Source organism: Salinicola sp. 4072 (assembly GCF_036663415.1).
In the GTDB taxonomy this organism is placed as follows: domain Bacteria; phylum Pseudomonadota; class Gammaproteobacteria; order Pseudomonadales; family Halomonadaceae; genus Salinicola; species Salinicola salarius_A.
This window is the reverse complement of record NZ_JAXOVV010000045.1, coordinates 1-13,774: the sequence shown is the minus strand read 5'-3', so window position 1 is coordinate 13,774 and position 13,774 is coordinate 1. Positions and strand designations below refer to the sequence as shown.

Genomic DNA, 13,774 nt, shown 5'->3' with positions numbered 1-13,774 from the left:
CTCGTCGACGTTGATATCGCTGATGGTCATGTCACCGCATAGACGTGCCGAAGGATCAGGCACACTATGCCAAAAAAATCAGGTGGTTGGCGACATGCCATCCGCAGCCACCTGAATAGTTACAATTTTAGAGACTTAAATCTTAGAGACATAGAAGCGCCCGCCTCGGTGTCAGCCGGGGCGGGCGTTTTCGTTTTTCATCGGAATGAACTTAGCGACGTTTAAGTTCGGCCCCGAACGCTAGCATCCGATCCAGCGGCACCAGCGCTTGGCGTGCGATCTCGGGGTCGACGTGAATCTCCTGGCCGCAACCGTTGGCGTCTTCCAGCACCGCCAGCGTGTTCTCGAGGCCGTTCATCGCCATCCACGGGCAGTTGGCGCAGCTGCGACACGTCGCGCCGTTGCCCGCCGTGGGCGCTGCCATGAAGGTCTTGCCAGGCATCAACTGCTGCATCTTGTAGAAGATGCCGCGGTCGGTGGCGACGATGAAGCTGGGGTTATCGAGCTTCTGCGCTGCCGCGATCAACTGCGAGGTGGAGCCGACCACGTCGGCGATCTCCACCACCGAGGCCGGGGACTCCGGATGGACGAGCACCGCGGCTTCCGGATGCAGCGCCTTGAGATCGAGAAGCCCCTTGGCCTTGAACTCGTCATGGACGATGCATTCGCCCTCCCAGCAGAGCAAGTCGGCCCCGGTACGCTCGCGGACGTAATTGCCCAGATGGCGATCCGGTGCCCACAGGATCTTTTCGCCCTGCCGATCGAGATGGTCGATCAGCTCGACCGCGATCGACGAGGTTACGACCCAGTCGGCGCGCGCCTTCACCGCCGCCGAGGTGTTGGCGTAGACCACCACGGTGCGATCCGGATGCTGATCGCAGAAGGCAGAGAAGACATCGGCCGGGCAGCCGATATCCAGCGAGCAGGTCGCCTCCAGCGTCGGCATGAATACCCGCTTTTCGGGGCTCAGGATCTTGGCGGTCTCGCCCATGAAGCGCACGCCGGCGACGATCAGCGTCGTCGCCGGGTGATCCTTGCCGAAGCGCGCCATCTCCAGCGAGTCGGCCACGCAGCCGCCGGTGGCTTCCGCCAGCGCCTGGATCTCGGGATCGGTGTAGTAGTGCGCAACCAATACCGCATTACGGGCCTTCAACTGCGCCGCGATGCGTTCCCGATAGTGCGCCCTGGCGCTCTCGTCGAGCGTCGGCTGGGCATGACCCGCCAAGTGCTCGCGAACCCGATCCCGTTCCAGCTCCGCCATCGCTTCGTCTCCGTCAGTCCTGCAGCCACTCAGTGTGGAACGTCCCTTCCCGATCGACGCGCTTGTAAGTGTGCGCGCCGAAGAAGTCGCGCTGTGCCTGGATCAGGTTGGCCGGCAGTTTCTCGCTGCGATAGCTGTCGTAGTAGGCGATCGCCGACGAGAACGTCGGCACCGGGATGCCGTTCTGGACGGCGTGGGCGATCACGTCCCGAAGCGCCGATTGATAGTTGCCGGCGATCTCGCCGAAGTACGGCGCCATCAGCAGGTTCTTGAGCCCGGGGTCTTCCTTGTAGGCGTCGGTGATCTTCTGCAGGAAGCGGGCACGGATGATGCAGCCGGCACGGAACAGCTTGGCGACTTCACCGTAGTCGAGGTTCCAGTCGTAATGCTCGGAAGCGGCGCGCATCTGCGCGAAACCCTGGGCGTAGGAGGCGATCTTGCTGAAGAACAGCGCCTTGCGCACTTTCTCGACGAACTCGGCCTTGTCACCTTCGAGCGGGGTCTCCTTGGGGCCCTTGAGCACCTTGGAGGCTTCGACACGCTCGTCCTTCAGCGCCGAGATGAAGCGCGCGAAGACCGACTCGGTGATCAGCGGCAACGGCACGCCAAGATCCATGGCGCTCTTGCTGGTCCACTTGCCGGTGCCCTTCTGGCCCGCGGAGTCGAGGATGATGTCGACCACGTCCTGATCGCTCTGATCATCCTTCTTGGTGAAGATTCTGGCGGTGATGTCGATCAGGTAGCTGTCGAGTTCGCCTTCGTTCCACTCGCTGAAGATGTCGGCCAGCTCGGCGTTCGAGAGCCCCAGCGAGCCCTTGAGAATCGAATAGGCTTCGGCGATCAGCTGCATGTCGCCGTACTCGATGCCGTTGTGGACCATCTTGACGTAGTGGCCGGCACCGTCCGGGCCGACGTAGCTGACGCAGGGCTCGCCGTCGTCGGCACGGGCCGCGATCTTCTCGAGGATCGGCGCGACCATGTCGTAGGCTTCCTTCTGGCCGCCCGGCATGATCGACGGGCCTTTCAGCGCGCCTTCCTCGCCACCGGAGACGCCGGTGCCGATGAAGTTGAAGCCCGCTTCGGAGAGCTCCTTGTTGCGGCGGATGGTGTCCTCGAACGGCGTGTTGCCGCCGTCGATCAGGATGTCGCCCTTGTCCAGATACGGCTTGAGCGACTCGATCGTCTTGTCGGTGGCATCGCCCGCCTTGACCATCAGCAGAATGCGACGCGGCGTTTCCAGCGATGCGACGAACTCCTCGACGCTGTAGAACGGCACCAGTTTGCGGCCAGGGTTCTCCTGCATCACTTCATCGGTCTTCTCCCGCGAGCGGTTGAAGATCGACACCGTGTAGTCGCGACTTTCGATGTTGAGGGCGAGATTGCGGCCCATGACGGCCATGCCGACGACACCGATTTGCTGTTTGGCCATTAACTTGTGCTCCTTGCGAAAAAGGCCGCCGCGCCAGGCTGTGTCCAGTCTTCGAGAGAAACGAGCGCGCTCGGAACGCTTCGACACAGCCTGACACGGCGATTCATGATGACAGTAGTGTAAAACAGAGAGGCGAATCCGCCGAATCGCCATTCCCTATTCGCTCCCTCATGCCGCGTCAATGACAGAATAGCGACGAGCGCAGACACCGCAGGATCGAGCTGAAAAGTCGGCGAGCGAAGCTCAAACAAGGCAAAAAATGGCGAAAGCGGACCGGGCTGGCGCACCAGTTTACAGGGTGTAAATGAGGAGCTTGAGCCATTTTTTAACGCCGTGTGAGCGAGCGCAGCCAGTTTTCAGCCGAGCCTAGTGGGCTTCGTCCCAATTGGCCCCGCTATTGGCCTCGACGATCAGCGGCACGTTGAGCCTGGCGGCGTTTTCCATCCGCTGGCGGATCGCGACGAGGAAGGCGTCGACCTGGCTCTCCTTGACCTCGAACACCAGTTCGTCGTGAACCTGCATCACCATCCAGGCATCGAACTCCGCCTCGCCCTGGGCCGGGTTGAGCCAGTGGTGCACGTCGATCATCGCCAGCTTGATGATATCCGCCGCGGTGCCCTGCATCGGCGCGTTGATCGCGGTACGTTCGGCGGCCTGACGGCGGGCGTGATTCTGCGCCTTGATCTCCGGCAGGTAGAGCCGGCGGCCGAACACGGTCTCGACGAAGCCGTCTTCGCCGGCCTGGGCGCGGATGTTGTCCATGAACCGGGCAACGCCCGGATAACGATCGAAGTAGCGATCGATGTAGACCTTGGCCTGCTTGGCTTCAATGCGCAGCTGCCGTGAGAGCCCCCAGGCGCTCATGCCGTAGATCAGCCCGAAGTTGATCGCCTTGGCGCTGCGGCGCTGGTCCGAGGTGACCTTGTCGAGCGCCACGCCGAAGACCTCCGCCGCGGTGGCGGCGTGAATGTCGCGGTCGTTGGCGAAGGCGTCGAGCAGGCCCTTGTCATCGGACAGGTGCGCCATGATCCGCAGCTCGATCTGCGAATAGTCCGCCGCGACGATCCGATAGCCCTCGCGGGCGATGAAGGCCTGGCGAATCTTGCGACCCTCCTCGGTCCGGATCGGGATGTTCTGCAGGTTGGGATCGGATGACGAGAGCCGCCCGGTCGCGGTCACCGCCTGGTGATAGCTGGTGTGCAGCCGTCCGGTGGCCGGGTTGACCAGGCGCGGCAGCTTGTCGGTGTAGGTCGATTTCAGCTTGGTCATGCCGCGATGCGCCATGATCAGCTTGGGCAGCGGATAGTCCAGCGCCAGCTCCTCGAGCACCGCCTCCGCCGTGCTCGGCGCGCCCTTGGGCGTCTTCTTGATCACCGGGATCTTCTGCTCCTCGAACAGAATCTCCGCCAGCTGCTTGGGCGAGCCGAGATTGAACTCCTTGCCGGCGAGCTCGAACGCCTCGGTCTCGAGCTCGCGGATGCGCCCTTCCAGCTCCTGGCTCTGGGCGTGCAGGCGCGTGGCGTCCAGCGCCACGCCCTGACGCTCGATATGCGACAGCACCGGGATCAGCGGCCGTTCCAGGGTATCGAGCACCTCGGCCAGCCGTCCGGCTTCCTCCACCTTCGGCCGCAATACCTGGTGCAGACGCAGGGTGATGTCGACATCCTCGCAGGCGTAGGGCACCGCTTCTTCGAGGGCGATCTGGTTGAAGGTGAGCTGCTTGACGCCCTTGCCGGCGATCTCCTCGAAGCTGATGGTCTTCTCGCCGAGATACTTGAGCGCCAGCGAATCCATGTCGTGGCGCGTCGCCGTGGAGTTCAGCACGTAGGATTCGAGCATGGTGTCGTTCAGCGCGCCGGCCACCCGGATCTGGTAGCGCGCCAGCACCGAGATATCGTACTTGAGGTTCTGGCCGATCTTGCCGATCCTGGGGTCTTCCAGCAGCGGCTTGAGCGCGGCCAGCACGGCGGCCCGGTCGAGCTGAGCCGGCGCGTCGAGATAGTCGTGGCCGACCGGGATATAGGCCGCCTCGCCGGGCTCCAGCGACAGGCCGATGCCGACGATATCGGCTTCCATGTAGTTGAGGCTCGTCGTCTCGAGATCGAAGCAGAACGCTTCGCTGGCGTTCAGCCGCCCGAGCCAGGCATCGAACTCCTCCTGCGTCAGCAGCGTCTGGTCGTGGCGCGCCGGCTTGGTCAGCGTCACGTCCTCGTCGATTTCGGACCGGCCGGCCTTGCCCGCGCCGACGTCATCCACGCCTTCGTCCTTGCCCTCGAGCAGCTCGGTCAGCCAGTTCTTGAACTCGAGCCGCTGATAGAGCGCCTTCAGGGCCTCGCGATCGGGCTCGGCCAGATGCAGGTCCTCGAGCCCCACCGGCAGCTCGCAGTCGGTCTTGATCGTCGCCAACTCATAGGAGAGATACGCCTGTTCGCGGTTGGCCTCGAGCTTCTTGGGCATCGTCTTGGCGCCACGGAAGCTCAAGGTCGTCACGCGGTCGAGGTCGGCGTAGATCGCGTCCAGCCCGCCCCCCATGCCCTGCAGCAGACCCAGCGCCGTCTTCTCGCCCACGCCGGGTACGCCGGGGATGTTGTCGACCTTGTCGCCCATCAACGCCAGGTAATCGATGATCAACGATGGCGGAATGCCGAACTTGGCCTCGACGCCGGCGACGTCCAGCGTCTCGCCCTTCATGGTGTTGACCAGGGTGATGTGCTGGTTGACCAGCTGGGCCATGTCCTTGTCGCCGGTGGAGATCACCGCATCGCGGCCGGACTCGGTGGCCAGCCGCGCCAGCGTGCCGATCACGTCGTCCGCCTCGACGCCTTCGATGCACAAAAGCGGCAGGCCGAGCGCGCGCACGCAGTCGTGCAGCGGCTCCACCTGCGGGCGCAGGTCGTCCGGCATCGGCGGCCGGTGGGCCTTGTACTCGGCGAAGATCTCGTCGCGGAAGGTCTTGCCCTTGGCATCGAACACCACCGCCATGGGGCTGTCCGGATACTGCTTGATCAGGCTCTTGAGCATCGCGAGCACCCCGCGCACGGCGCCGGTCGGCTGACCATCGGAGGTGGAGAGCGGCGGCAGCGCGTGGAAGGCGCGATAGAGGTAGGACGATCCGTCGACGAGGACGATGGGGGCATCTGCCATGAGCTGCGTGATCCGTGGCTGGCTTTCGATGCCCTCATGATACGCAAGCCGCGGCTCGCCGTCAGGGCATCCGCCCCCTGCGTCCCCCAGAGGGAAAGCGATACAATAGGGGGTAGACAATGAAGGGAAGACAATGGGAGAAAGCGATGAACCGGGCCGATTCGGATCCCGAGGGATCCGCCAGCCGACACCAGCGGAGGAATCTGCCATGAGATCATGGTCGCGAATGACGAGATGGCCGCAAACGACACTGCTGCTGATGGCGCTGCTGATCGGCGGGCTGTCGCTGCCCGCGTTCGGCCAGTCCGCGGTGCAGCCCAGGATCACTTCCCAGCAGGATGACCAGCGCACGATCGACGAGTACCGGGTCAACGGCAAGCTCTACGCGATCCGCATCGCCCCCAACGATGGCAAGGCCTATTTCCTCTACGACGACAATGGCGATGGCGACTTCAAGCGGGTCGACGCGCCCAGCGTTCCCGTGCCGGATTGGGTTCAGAACGACTGAGTCCGGCTGGCGAATGCCGGCACGCCCGGCGCCGCTGCCCTCCGGCATCCACTAGCCGGTAGGAGAGCGCCCCGCGAGCCGCTACAATGCGCGCTGGCTTTTTTATCCTGCGGTTTTTCATCACCAACGTCCGCCCCAGATTCCGAGATCCCATGGCCGTATTCACCCCGTTGAGCGACGAACAGGTCGCCGAGTTTCTCGACCGCTACTCCGTCGGCCGCCTGCAAGCGCTCAAGGGCGTGCCGCAGGGCACCGAAAACAGTACCTTCTTCGTCACCACGGAACAGGGCGAGTGGGTGTTGACGCTGTTCGAGCAGGGGGAGTTCGAGGATCTGCCGTTCTTCGTCGATCTGCTGGATTATCTGGCCGCACGCCAACTGCCAGTGCCGGGTCCGGTCCACGATCGCGACGGCGTCGCCCTGCAGCGCCTGGCCGGCCGCCCCGCGCTGCTGTTTCCGCGCATGCCGGGCAGCCACCCCAGCGCTCCGAACCTGGCCCAGTGCGCTGCGCTCGGCGATGCCCTGGGCCGGATGCACCAGGCCTCGCAGCACTTCACCGGCGAGCGCACCAATCCGCGCAATCTCGATTGGCTCCAGCGTCGCCATCGCGAAGTCTTGCCGTTTCTGTCGGCGGACGATCAGGCTCTGATGACCCGCGAGATCGCCGACTACGCCCAGGCATTCGACGGCATCGAACTACCCACGGGCGCGATCCACGGCGACCTGTTCCGCGACAACACGCTGTATGACGGCGACCGGCTCGGCGGCATCATCGATTTTTACAACGGCTGCACCGGCGATCTGCTGTTCGACCTGGCCATCGTGATCAACGACTGGGCCAGCGACGAGGCCGGCGATCTCGATGTCGATCGCTACGAGGCCATCCTCGGCGCCTATCTCGCGCACCGCCCATTGACCGGGCAGGAACGCGAACTGTGGCCGACCATGCTGCGGATGACGGCGCTGCGCTACTGGCTGTCGCGGCTACTGGTGATCCATGTCGACCCGCCAGCGCACGACATCACGCCGCACGATCCGGCGCGCTTCCGCACCCTGCTGGGCCGACGCCTCGACGGCCACGTGCCGACGCTGCCCGACGCTGCCGGATAAGTCGCGATTTTCGTCGCGAGGCCTGCACTGCCGGCCTCTTTCGACTAGCTTTTCCCTGACATCAGTGGTCGTGACCTTCTCGCGACGTCATAATGCGCGCCATTCGCGTTCCCGGCCCATCGTCATCCATCACGCCGGGATTTATCGCCGGTCGTTCATCACCGGTTGTTCATCACCGGTCGCACGGAGAACGTCATGAAGCACTCTTCCCCCGCCGCACAAGCCCGCCGCACCTACAACATCGATCAGTGGGGCAGCGGCTATTTCGATGTCGATGACGAGGGCCGCACGCTGGTCCGCCCGCTGGGCAGTGAAGTGCCCGGGCCGACGCTGGTGCTCGACACCCTGGTCGACCGCCTGCGCGACGCCGGGCTGCGCCTGCCGGTGCTGGTTCGTTTCATCGACATCCTCCACGATCGCGTCGAACAGCTCTGCATGGCCTTCGACCGCGCGATGAAGGAGGAGGATTATCAGGCCAGCTACACCGCGGTCTATCCGATCAAGGTCAACCAGCAGCGCCGCGTGGTCGAGGAGATTCTCGCCACCCAGGAGCGCGGTCATGGCCGGGTCGGGCTGGAAGCGGGCAGCAAGCCGGAGCTGATGGCGGTGCTGGCCCTTTCCGGCGACGATGGCTCGTCGCTGATCGTCTGCAACGGCTACAAGGATCGCGAGTACATCCGCCTGGCGCTGATGGGCGAGAAGCTCGGCCACAAGGTCTATCTGGTGGTCGAGAAGTACTCCGAGCTGAGCCTGATCCTGGAAGAGGCCAAAAACCTAAAGGTGAAGCCGCGCATCGGCCTGCGCGCCCGGCTCTCCTCGGTGGGCAAGGGCAAGTGGCAGGATACCGGCGGCGAGAAGTCCAAGTTCGGCCTCACCGCGAGCCAGCTGCTGGCCATCACCGAACGGCTGCGCGACGCCGACGCGCTGGACAGCCTGCAGCTGGTGCACTTCCACCTCGGCTCGCAGATCGCCAACATTCGCGATATACAGCGTGGCCTGCGCGAATGCGCCCGCTTCTACCACAGTCTGCGCGAGCTGGGCGCGCCGATCGACACGGTGGACGTCGGCGGCGGCCTGGGCGTGGACTACGAAGGCACCCGTTCGCGCAGTTTCTGCTCGATCAACTACTCGATGCAGGAATATGCCACCAACGTGGTGTGGGCCTTCCGCCAGATCTGCGAAACCCACAACCTGCCGCACCCGCAGTTGATCTCCGAATCCGGCCGCGCGCTGACCGCCCACCACGCCGTGCTGGTCACCAACGTGATCGGCGAGGAGCGTCTCGGCCACATCGAACCGGAGCGCCGGGTCGAAGGCGACGCCCACGTGGCCGAGCTGTGGCGCGTCTACGACCGTCTCGAAGGCATGCGCGAACCGCGGGACCTGGTCGAGGCGTATCACGACGTGGTCCAGGCGGTGGGCGAACTGCAGGATCGTTTCGTGCTCGGGCTGGCCGACATGCAGGCCCGCGCCGAGGGCGAGTCGGTCTACTTCGCCGCCTGCCAGCGCCTGCACAAGCGCCTCGACAACCGCAATCGCGCACACCGAGAGATCGCCGACGAGCTGGCGGAAAAACTCGCCGACAAGCTGTTCGCCAACTTCTCGCTGTTCCAGTCGCTGCCGGACGTCTGGGGGATCGACCAGGTCTTCCCGGTACTGCCGCTGACCGGGCTGGACCGCGAACCGACCCGCCGCGGCGTGATCCAGGACATCACCTGCGATTCCGACGGCCGGATCGATCTCTACGTCGACGGCCAGGGGCTCGAAAGCACGCTGCCGCTGCCGGAGTGGGACGACGATGACGACAAGCTGATCGGGCTGTTTCTGGTGGGTGCCTACCAGGAAATCCTCGGCGACCTGCACAACCTGTTCGGCGACACCGACTCGGTCGACGTCGCCCTCGACGAGAACGGCGAGTGGCGGCTTTCCCACGTCCAGCAGGGTGACGCGGTCGCGGACGTGCTGGGCTACGTCAACTTCGACGCCGTGGCGCTCAAGCAGAAGCTCACCGAACAGCTGATCGCCAGCCCGCTGAGCGTCGAAGAGCGCGAACTGTTCGTCAGCGAGCTGTCGGAAGGCCTCAGCGGGTATACCTATCTGGAGTGATGGCCGCGAGCCGCGAGAGCAATATGGTCTCCGGTAAGAGAAGAGCGCCAGCGGTGAATGCTGCTGGCGCTCTTCGTAGCTCGTAGCTCGTAGCTCGTAGCTGCTGTTTAGCGCCCCGAAGCCGGCGCAGTCGTAGCTGCTCTCAAAGCGCCCCGGGGCTGGCGCAGTCGTCTTTGCGTTTACCGCGTACGCGTGCCGACATCCAGCCCCAGCGAGAGCGACAGGCCGAGGACGGCATCACGGGGTAGCTGGCCGACGCCGGAGGGCGTACCGGTCAGGATCACGTCGCCCGGCTCGAGAGTGAAGGTGCGGGTCATCTCCTCGATCAGCGACGGCATGTCGAAGAGCATGTCGCTGGTCTTGCCGCTCTGCTGGCGCTTGCCATCGATATCGAGATGGAACGTGATCGCGCTCCAGTCGATATCGCCCTCCACCGGCACGAAACGTGAGATCGGACAGGCACCGTCGAACGCCTTGGCCCGCTCCCACGGGTGGCCCTTCTCCTTGAGCTTGGACTGCACGTCGCGCAGCGTCAGGTCCAGCGCCAGGCCGACCCCGACCACGCCCTTCATCGCCTCTTCCGCGCTGACATGGCTCATGCGCTCGCCAATCAGCAGCGCCAGCTCGGTCTCGAAATGCACCTCGCCATGGGCGAACTGCTGTTCGATCGGCTCTTCCAGCTCGACGGCACTGGTCGCAGGCTTGATGAACAGGATCGGCGACTGCGGCACCGGGTTGTTGAGTTCCTTGGCATGTTCGGCGTAGTTGCGCCCTACGCAGAGAATCTTGCCCAGCGGCAGACCGGTCTCGAGACCGTCGGTGAATCGGGTGATGAAAGGCATGGCGAGCTCCAAAGCAAAAGCGATGACCGTTGATAATCTCCAGAGATAGAGATCGATCTTCCAGGCGAAAATCGCGCCTCCAGACGCAAGAAGCCGCCGCTGGCGGCAACTCATCGAGTCTACCTCCAACGGCGGCTTATGGCATCACGCCGGCTTTCCGGTCAATTCCAAGCGCCTGCGGGCGGTCCGATACCGGCCGGCGCGATCAGGGCCTCAGTGCGTGCCCTGCTGGGGCATCCACACTTCGTCCGGCTGATGCGCCAGGAACGACGGACGCTGCTTCCGGGCGCCGAACGGCTGCACGCAGGCGTTATCGCGGCGGTTGTAGACGAAGAACGCGTTACTGCGCGGATCCGGCGACATGTTGGCGTTGGAGCCATGCAGCGTGTTGCAGTCGAACAGCAACAGCCCGCCCGCGGCGCCGGTGGGCGCTTCGATACCGCGCTGATTGATCAGCTCGCGCAGCGCTTCGTTGCTCGGCACGCCGAGTTCCTGCTGCTTCAGCGACTGCTTGTGGTTGTCGTCCGGCGTCTCGCCCAGGCAGTGCACGAACACCTTGTGCGAGCCGGGGATCAGCATCAACGGGCCATTGAAGTGATGGTTGTCCGTCAACACGATCGAGGCGCTGACGGCGTGCATCTCAGGCATGCCGTCTTCGGCGTGCCAGGTCTCGAAGTCCGAGTGCCAGTTGAAGCCCTTGCCATGGAAGCCGGGCTTGTAGTTGATGCGAGACTGGTGCACGTAGACATCACCGCCGACGATCTGGCGGGCGCGGCCCATCAGGCGCTCGTCCTGCGCCAGTTCGCTGTAGCGCGAGGACAGGTGATGAATCGCGAACAGCGAGCGGATCTCATGGCTCTGCGGTTCGGTGATCGAGAAGTCCCGGTCACGGAAATCGTCGCGATCGAGCATCACGGCCAGTTCTGCCCGTAACGCCTCGAGCTCTGCCTGGCCCAGGAAGTTGGGCTCGAAGAGAAAACCATCGCGTTCGAAACGATCCAGTTGCTCGCCGCTCAACGGGCCATCCAGATGGCGCCCCTTGACGACTTCCTCCTGACGCGGCTGCCAGAGCGCTTCCTGCGGCTGGCGTAGGCGTGTCGGATAGCGATCCTGTTTCGTCCACGTGGCATTCTGAGTTTTGGGGGATGCGGTCTGTACTGACATCCAATCACCTCCAAGTTTGTGATCAGGGTTCAGATCCAGTCCTAGGTGCGATGAAGCATCAAACAGTGCGTCGCACTAAACTTGATTAGGAAAGGGTCAAAGGATCCTCGGTTATCTTTCAAAGGGGTACTCATCCTAGAAAAGAGCACCGGAATTTCAAGTCTCCAACAGTCGAAGCCGGTGGCTCTCGCCTAGTGAGCTCACGGTGACATCCACCAACCGCGGCAACGATAACGTAAATCAATTAACGCTGAATCGCCTCTGCCCCGCTTACACGACGACACAATGCCGGATACGGCTTTCATCATGGCGTCATACCACCGCGCCACACTACGCCCTCCAGAACGACGAGCCCCACACCACCCTCACCTCTTCCCAATCTCTGGAGGTACGCCATGATTCGCGTCACGCTGGATCTCACCTGCTCGATCTGCGATCACGACCAGTTCCATCTCCCCGTGCGGGCCGAGGAGAGACAACAGATTCGCTGCGCGAACTGCACCGCCTTCAAGTGCTACTCGGCAGACCTGGAAAACGCGATGATCGCCCTGAGTCGTGACAGGACGCGTGACAAAAAGAAACATTCCGGCCAGGGCCAGCCGGGGCAGGATCGCGCCAACGCCGCATGATCGTTGGCGACGGCGATATCGACGGCATGACGATCAGTCTGTCGGCGTCGTATCGGGCTTGTCGGGCGTCTTGGCAGTGCGAGGATTCGGCAGCCGCCAGGCGGTGGGTTCCCAGTCATGGTAGGGCCGCATCGGCTTGACCACCGCATCCCGATAGAAAGAGACGAACGGCTCGGCGATCAAGGGTGGCTCGGCCTTGGGGACATCGCCAAAGTGGCAACGGAAGTTGGCACAATTCAGCGGTTCTTCTGCATGGGCACTGGCGCCCCCGCCGGCACTCGAACCCGCGCTCCAGCTCATCACGCAGACGACGGTCATGAAACAGCCGAGGGTTTTCATGGCATTCTCATTCCTGGTGGCCCGCTCGCTTGGCCGGAATCGCGACGAAAACCCTGAGTGTAAGGAGGCATGCGACCTGGCGCCGCCTGAAAGGCGTAGTACTCCAGGCGCGAGAAACGTCAGGTGTCAGTCGCGATTTACCACCAGTGCAGCGGATAGCGGCGATGCCGCGCCAGATTGTTGATCAGCACCGCGATGAGCAGCATCAGCAGGCACCCGGCCGCTACCGGAAAAAACGCATAGGACCAGCCAAGCGAGTGCAGCTCCCCGGACCCGATCACCGCGATCAGCGCCGTCGCGCCGCCTGGCGGATGGAGCGTGTGAGTCAACTGCATGAGCAGGATGGAGGTCGATACCGCCACCGCCGCCGCGATCCAGCTATCGCCGAGCAGCTTCCAGACCAGTACGCCGCACAGCGCCGAGAGCAAATTGCCGAACAGAACGTTGCGCGGCTGCGCGAGCGGGCTTTCCGGCGCGGCATAGAGAAGCACCGAGGTCGCGCCGAAGGACCCCACCATCAGCAGCGAATGCGTCTGAAGCGATTGCGCGCTCAGCCATCCCACACCGGCCATGCCCAGAAACGCGCCCAACCATGACCAGACCGCGTCACGCCAGCAGGGCGTCTTACGGCTCACTGGCGAGCCTTTCATCTTACCGAGATACGTCTTGACCATCTTGACCCAGGAAGCCGATAAAAAAGGAGCGCTATATTGCCATCGGGCAACGAGCCCGCCAAATAGCGCTTGGCTATGGTTTTAGAGCGCGCTGTCTATATGGGAATGGGGGCTCCCCTTTGCAGCGATGCGCACTGCGCCATGACCATGCTCGCCGGGGCGGGGCGGCGGATCGGCAGCCTGTAATCGAGTGGTTGTATGAAGGGGATCAGGCAGGGGCTTGGAGAGTGCCAGTAAGCGGACTCGAACCACCGACTTACACATTACGAATTCAGGAACTAGGTATCACCGCAACCAGGATGCAGCGCTCCGGGCCTGCCAGAGCCGGCATCACAAGGGATCTGACAAATCACTATAGGTTTGTTTTGGCACAGCGATTGTACCAAAAATGCACCAAGATCGGAGCGCTAAACGTCACTTTACTCGTCTGTCGAAATATAATCCCGCCTCATTCACGAGGGTGCTGATTGAGCGGTCTGAAGGTACTGACTGGTGGCATCGCTTATCAGGATCGGCTTCTTCAGCGCGAATAGCTGTTGAGTAATGCCAAAACGCTGAAATTTCCCCGC

The 13,774-nt window shown here is 63.3% G+C and carries 11 protein-coding genes; 4 read left to right on the top strand and 7 right to left on the bottom strand.

The annotated features are described in order from the left end of the window. Positions 1-211: 211 nt before the first annotated feature. The 3 genes from nadA to polA form a co-directional block, all read right to left on the bottom strand. Positions 212-1,261 carry a quinolinate synthase NadA gene (gene nadA / locus R3F72_RS17920; protein ID WP_087719158.1) on the bottom strand — a complete coding sequence of 350 codons (1,050 nt, stop codon included), beginning with the start codon at positions 1,259-1,261 and terminating at the stop codon, positions 212-214. Between the two features lie 13 nt (positions 1,262-1,274). Further along, positions 1,275-2,690: an NADP-dependent phosphogluconate dehydrogenase gene (gene gndA / locus R3F72_RS17915; RefSeq protein WP_087719159.1), complete on the bottom strand. Its 1,416-nt coding sequence runs from the start codon at positions 2,688-2,690 to the stop codon at positions 1,275-1,277. A 366-nt stretch (positions 2,691-3,056) separates the two neighbouring features. Beyond that, on the bottom strand, positions 3,057-5,834 hold the full coding sequence (gene polA / locus R3F72_RS17910) for a DNA polymerase I (protein ID WP_332780406.1): 2,778 nt from the start codon (positions 5,832-5,834) through the stop codon (positions 3,057-3,059). A 208-nt stretch (positions 5,835-6,042) separates the two neighbouring features. On the opposite strand from polA, the gene R3F72_RS17905 reads away from it, so the two are divergent. The 3 genes from R3F72_RS17905 to speA all read left to right on the top strand — a co-directional run bounded on the left by R3F72_RS17905 (position 6,043) and on the right by speA (position 9,557). Next, positions 6,043-6,342 (top strand): DUF2782 domain-containing protein, encoded by a 300-nt coding sequence (locus R3F72_RS17905; protein ID WP_303856608.1) that lies wholly within the window; start codon positions 6,043-6,045, stop codon positions 6,340-6,342. Between the two features lie 152 nt (positions 6,343-6,494). Next, positions 6,495-7,451: a homoserine kinase gene (locus R3F72_RS17900; RefSeq protein WP_332780405.1), complete on the top strand. Its 957-nt coding sequence runs from the start codon at positions 6,495-6,497 to the stop codon at positions 7,449-7,451. 195 nt (positions 7,452-7,646) lie between these two features. Further along, complete coding sequence (gene speA, locus R3F72_RS17895; RefSeq protein ID WP_332780404.1) at positions 7,647-9,557, top strand: biosynthetic arginine decarboxylase; 1,911 nt, start codon at positions 7,647-7,649, stop codon at positions 9,555-9,557. 179 nt (positions 9,558-9,736) lie between these two features. Here speA and R3F72_RS17890 read toward each other — a convergent pair whose 3' ends face one another. Further along, positions 9,737-10,399 carry a fumarylacetoacetate hydrolase family protein gene (locus R3F72_RS17890; protein ID WP_332780403.1) on the bottom strand — a complete coding sequence of 221 codons (663 nt, stop codon included), beginning with the start codon at positions 10,397-10,399 and terminating at the stop codon, positions 9,737-9,739. 213 nt (positions 10,400-10,612) lie between these two features. After that, the gene (gene thpD / locus R3F72_RS17885; protein WP_332780402.1) at positions 10,613-11,563 is read right to left on the bottom strand and encodes an ectoine hydroxylase; all 951 of its coding nucleotides are present in this window, start codon (positions 11,561-11,563) and stop codon (positions 10,613-10,615) included. Between the two features lie 395 nt (positions 11,564-11,958). Here thpD and R3F72_RS17880 point away from each other — a divergent pair, with 395 nt between their 5' ends. Continuing rightward, positions 11,959-12,192: a hypothetical protein gene (locus R3F72_RS17880; protein ID WP_303856618.1), complete on the top strand. Its 234-nt coding sequence runs from the start codon at positions 11,959-11,961 to the stop codon at positions 12,190-12,192. Positions 12,193-12,225: 33 nt separating this feature from the next. Here the strand turns inward: R3F72_RS17880 and R3F72_RS17875 are convergent, their stop codons facing one another. Then, positions 12,226-12,531 (bottom strand): hypothetical protein, encoded by a 306-nt coding sequence (locus R3F72_RS17875; RefSeq protein WP_332780401.1) that lies wholly within the window; start codon positions 12,529-12,531, stop codon positions 12,226-12,228. A 137-nt stretch (positions 12,532-12,668) separates the two neighbouring features. Continuing rightward, positions 12,669-13,205, bottom strand: coding sequence for an HPP family protein (locus tag R3F72_RS17870; RefSeq protein WP_332780400.1), 537 nt, complete (start codon positions 13,203-13,205; stop codon positions 12,669-12,671). Positions 13,206-13,774 lie beyond the last annotated feature (569 nt).

Excerpts from the sequence above, each read along its gene's own strand:
- R3F72_RS17875 (WP_332780401.1), bottom strand. The coding sequence starts at position 12,531 with ATGAAAACCCTCGGCTGTTTCATGACCGTCGTCTGCGTGATGAGCTGG.
- nadA (WP_087719158.1), bottom strand. The coding sequence starts at position 1,261 with ATGGCGGAGCTGGAACGGGATCGGGTTCGCGAGCACTTGGCGGGTCAT.
- R3F72_RS17900 (WP_332780405.1), top strand. The coding sequence starts at position 6,495 with ATGGCCGTATTCACCCCGTTGAGCGACGAACAGGTCGCCGAGTTTCTC.
- R3F72_RS17870 (WP_332780400.1), bottom strand. The coding sequence starts at position 13,205 with ATGGTCAAGACGTATCTCGGTAAGATGAAAGGCTCGCCAGTGAGCCGT.
- R3F72_RS17890 (WP_332780403.1), bottom strand. The coding sequence starts at position 10,399 with ATGCCTTTCATCACCCGATTCACCGACGGTCTCGAGACCGGTCTGCCG.
- R3F72_RS17880 (WP_303856618.1), top strand. The coding sequence starts at position 11,959 with ATGATTCGCGTCACGCTGGATCTCACCTGCTCGATCTGCGATCACGAC.
- polA (WP_332780406.1), bottom strand. The coding sequence starts at position 5,834 with ATGGCAGATGCCCCCATCGTCCTCGTCGACGGATCGTCCTACCTCTAT.
- speA (WP_332780404.1), top strand. The coding sequence starts at position 7,647 with ATGAAGCACTCTTCCCCCGCCGCACAAGCCCGCCGCACCTACAACATC.
- R3F72_RS17905 (WP_303856608.1), top strand. The coding sequence starts at position 6,043 with ATGAGATCATGGTCGCGAATGACGAGATGGCCGCAAACGACACTGCTG.
- gndA (WP_087719159.1), bottom strand. The coding sequence starts at position 2,690 with ATGGCCAAACAGCAAATCGGTGTCGTCGGCATGGCCGTCATGGGCCGC.
- thpD (WP_332780402.1), bottom strand. The coding sequence starts at position 11,563 with ATGTCAGTACAGACCGCATCCCCCAAAACTCAGAATGCCACGTGGACG.